This window comes from Mesorhizobium sp., from assembly GCF_005063415.1.
Classification (GTDB): domain Bacteria; phylum Pseudomonadota; class Alphaproteobacteria; order Rhizobiales; family Rhizobiaceae; genus Mesorhizobium.
The window spans coordinates 1-4045 of the sequence record NZ_SUEG01000257.1 but is presented as its reverse complement, the minus strand read 5'-3'; the positions used below and the strand labels follow the sequence as shown (position 1 = coordinate 4045).

The 4045-nt window shown below is 60.4% G+C and carries 3 protein-coding genes and 1 pseudogene; 3 read left to right on the top strand and 1 reads right to left on the bottom strand.

All coding sequences use genetic code 11. The annotated features are described in order from the left end of the window. Positions 1-101: 101 nt before the first annotated feature. Both E5W70_RS31240 and E5W70_RS31235 read left to right on the top strand, forming a co-directional pair. Positions 102-314, top strand: a pseudogene (locus tag E5W70_RS31240) (recombinase family protein); the annotation flags it as partial. Positions 315-568: 254 nt separating this feature from the next. Continuing rightward, the gene (locus E5W70_RS31235) at positions 569-1168 is read left to right on the top strand and encodes a hypothetical protein (RefSeq protein ID WP_292665110.1); all 600 of its coding nucleotides are present in this window, start codon (positions 569-571) and stop codon (positions 1166-1168) included. A gap of 403 nt (positions 1169-1571) precedes the next feature. On the opposite strand, the gene E5W70_RS31230 is transcribed toward E5W70_RS31235, so the two are convergent. Beyond that, the gene (locus tag E5W70_RS31230; protein WP_292665109.1) at positions 1572-2243 is read right to left on the bottom strand and encodes a Crp/Fnr family transcriptional regulator; all 672 of its coding nucleotides are present in this window, start codon (positions 2241-2243) and stop codon (positions 1572-1574) included. Positions 2244-2467: 224 nt separating this feature from the next. Between E5W70_RS31230 and E5W70_RS31225 the strand changes: the two genes are divergently transcribed. Beyond that, the gene (locus E5W70_RS31225; RefSeq protein WP_167522729.1) at positions 2468-2629 is read left to right on the top strand and encodes a hypothetical protein; all 162 of its coding nucleotides are present in this window, start codon (positions 2468-2470) and stop codon (positions 2627-2629) included. Positions 2630-4045: the final 1416 nt, after the last annotated feature.

The following is a 4045-nucleotide window of genomic DNA, read 5'->3' as shown; positions in this document are numbered from 1 at the left end:
GTTGGTGGCCGTCCTTCCCCGGCGCGAGTGAATGGCAAGCCGCTACAAGTAGTCCAACCCTCGCAAGCCGTCAGTCAAACACCTGGGTTGGCTGAGTTCGAGCGGGGCTGGCATCAGCCCGCGCGCGAGGGCGGCACGGCGGTCGTCCTCTCAAGATGACCCCGGCCAAGTTGCGCCTTGCTCGTGCGGCGATGGGGCAGCCCGAAACCAAGGTACGCGATCTGTGTGCCGAACTCGGGATTACGAGGCAGGCGCTTTACCGGTTCGTCGGGCCGAACGGCGAATTGAGGGCCGATGGTGAAAAACTGCTCGCCGTCGCAAGCGCGAAACCTGAAGCATTCAGGGGCGACAGATTAGCAGCTTTTTCGGCCGCTCTCGACGCTTTGCGGTCGTTCAGTTGCGAGGGTAGCATGACGCAATCTGACCCGGCTAAGACGTTGCGTGCCTATGCAAAGCATCGGCGTGCGCAGGCCTTGACACCGCTTTCTCAAGGACATGAGATCGTGTAGTCTTTGCAGCTCTGTTCTTGAAGCTCGAGGCCCCGAGAGGCCTTCGCGGGAGAGCGGCAGTGACATCTACATTCGACGCATCCAAACAACGCGCGTGGTACGCACGTCCTTGCGTGCTCTCGACATGTTCACCGAGCTTTCGAGACGAATCAAAGGAGAACACAATGAGGAAGTTTAGCACGATCACTGCGGTTGCGACGCCTTTGTTAATTATCGCGTCTGCCGTTCAGGCCGAGCCGGTGAAGTTTGAGGCGCTTGTCGCGCAGAAGGAAGCCATCCGGCTCGATTTCGCCGATGCGAGCAAGCACTTCTTCTTGCTGGTCCGACGGGAAGGCAAGTCCGAAGGTCAGGGTCCACTCGCCGGCGCGACCGTTCAGGAATATGGCGCTCACGACGTCGTGCCAGGCGTTGGCGGCGAACCGCGCGGCTATCTGGAATTCGCTACGACGGATGGCAACAAGGCCTACATAAAATGGGTTATCCAGGCGGTGTTCGTCCCCGGGCCCGATGGTAAGCCGAAGCTCCTGGACAATGGAGTGTGGCAGGTCGTTGGCGGCACCGGCAAGCTGGAGAAGCTCAAAGGCGCCGGAAGCTTTCGTTTGCTGCCAACCGGTCCCACCGAGCGCCGTTTCGTGATGGAAGGCGAACTCGTCCAGTAGGGATCGCCGTCGAAGACGAAATTACTCGCTGGTTGCCGATCGTCACAGCGCTCGGCCTAAGCTTGCCTGAGCGGTTCGAGTCGACTGGGTCCATGGTGCCCACCACATCAGCGTGGGCTTGTCAGCTGATGGCACCACGTGCTCGTTCTGTAGCCGAACGGCAACTTCCCACCCTTCTCCGACCCTCGATTTCGCACGGGACTGGAACTCGGAATCGGCCCGCTGTTCATGATATGATCTTTCTACCGTATATCTGTGCCCCTTTAATGTCAGGGGCGGTGAAGCGATCAAAGCCCGACCCGCGCGCTGGCACGCTAGGTTGCCCGGTTTGCCGGAAGGAATAATCACTTGCGGCCGAGGAGTATGAAACGTGCGGTGCCCCCCGCCGCAGCGACAGCCTTCGCTATTCCTTCTTGTCGACCAGCGCCCGTAGTGCCGAGACGTCATGCAGCAATAACCTGCTGCCGCGCTTTTCGATCAGGCCTCTCTTGGCGAGGTCGCTCATTTCGCGCGAGACCGCTTCCCTGTGCGTGCTCATCGTTGCCGCCAGCTCGGAATGCGTCGGTGCCGGGCTTATGGACACCTCGCCGTCCACGAGTGCGGCTTTCTCCGCCCGATGCAGGAGCTCGACGATCAGCCGTTTTCGCACGACCAGAGTGCTGTATTCGAATACCCGCTCGGTCATGCGCCGGAGCTGGGCAGACAGATGCTCAAGCAGCATCCAGGCAAAAGTCGGGTGGGTCATCACGATATCCCGGAATGCTGTGCCGGACAGCCGTGCAGCGCGGGTTGCCTCCAGCGCGACTACGCTGGCAGAGCGTGCAATCCCGTCAATGCCTCCGAGCTCCCCGAAAATGTCACCCGGTTCGACATCGCGATACGCTATCTCCCTGCCGTCCGGTGAAACCAGTGTGACGCGAGCCCGTCCTTCCAGCAGGAAGAAGACATCGCGACCAGTGTCGCCGTGGGAAATGATTAGCTCGTTGTGTCGATAGCTGCGCTCGTGCCACTGTTTGGTCAGCGCGGCGAGGTCGGCATCGCAAAGTCTTGAGATGAAGGCCAGAGAGCCTGTCACAACGGTCTCTTGTTCAATCAAGTGTACTTCACCTTACTCCCTATCCAAGGAAATTTGATGGCCGCAGGCCCCGCTTTCCGGGATGCAAACTGGGAGCGGATTTCGCCAATGTTTTTCCCGGTGTGGGAATTCCCACAGCCGAGCCTGGTTCGACTGTCATATTCTCGTTGCAACGTCAGGCCCACCGGCTCGTGTGCAAGCCGGCGAAGGGAAAGGGAACAGTCATGAAATTCTTGGCTCCCGTCACAAAACTTGCTGCGGGGTTTCGCAAATTCGTCGCGCCGCGCTACCGCCCGGAGCTTTATTACATGCGTGGCCCGGGGCCAGCCACCGCCCGCCGTATGGGCACGCCGCGGCAAAACCAATCCATCGACCACTACGCCTAACTTGCCTCGCGGACGGCTGACGCTCTCGCCCGGAGTGCCGTTCGCGCCGTTCCGTACCGGTCAATTCAGATCAATGAAGGGACGATCTGATCATGGTAATAATTCATGCTGCCGCCATTGGTCCATTTCGCAGGTGGTTACGCCTCCGCGCCGAGCAAAAAGCTCTCTTGTCGGCAACGGACCAGTTGAGCCGTTTACCCGATGACGTTCTTGGCGACGTCGGCATCTCACGTGACGAAATCATGTGCGCTTTGCGAAGCCGCGCCATCCGTCATGCGGAGGCAGGCGCGGCCGGCACGACGATCGAGCGCACCAGGATCGCTTCGGCCTCGATCCCGAAACGGTTGGCCGCCGGCAGTGGCTACGCCTCGGCCGAGATCCCCTTTGGCTGGTCCACGAGCGCGCGATCGAGCCTTACATCGCGGCTTCGACAAGCAGCGGCGCGCGGACGGGACCTTCGAACGGCACTACACCTGCGACCCCAAGGACTGAATGTTGACCGACGGGAGCTGGGGAGGATCTCAAAATGATCATGTCAGTTGTTAAGTCTCTCGCGCCTGTGACGCTCGGCACCGTGCCGATCGCAATCAGTCCGGCTTCATTGTCGGCTTCTGACGCTCAGCACCTCGCGTTCGCTCACGCTGACATGCCAATCAAACAGCTGAAAGACGTCTATTTGGATTGCGAGCGGGGAGGCCGTCGGTGCGCTGGGGAAGCAGCGATACCGACGGCACGTCCTGCTCAGTCATGGCTCTGATTTGCGTCATCGATAACGTCCCCAGCCGGTCAATTATAGCGTTGCCGGACGGGCCGCTCAGATTCGGAGCGGCGGCCTACCGCCGCTTCATCGCATGGGGGGTCACGCCGTTCCCTTACACCTACCATCAGCATGGTCCGCAGGTCGACTCCTACCGATGAGCTAACGTCCGCTCTGGAGAAGCACCGCGAATGTCTGAACATGGCGCTGCCTGCGCGTTCCGATCGGCGACACGGAAGGCAGAAAACCACCCGATTGAGACGTAGAACGCTCCATCGCGGTATAACCGAGCCCATGCGCCGGCCGGCTCGGTCGCGCCATCTTTGGGCACGATACGAACGCGAAACGCCGCATTCGTCACCCTACGGCCGGGGCAAGAGGCGCGGTGTTCCGCAACCTCAAGGGACGAACTATCGTTTGCGACCGCGAAGCCATCAGCATGCGTTCCGGTGAACTCGCCGCGCGGTGTAAATTTTCAATGTCTCATTGGCGGCCTACTTACTCCGGCAATCCGGCGTTGCGCAGGCCATCAAGCAGAGGTTTGAGCGCATCTCGGTGAGCATAAGGATTCACAGCGATCAGTTCCCGCGATGAGATGCTGGGTCTAAGTTCGCGAGCCTTCGCCAGCGCATGCGCAGCGAGAGCGGCATGGCCGAGAT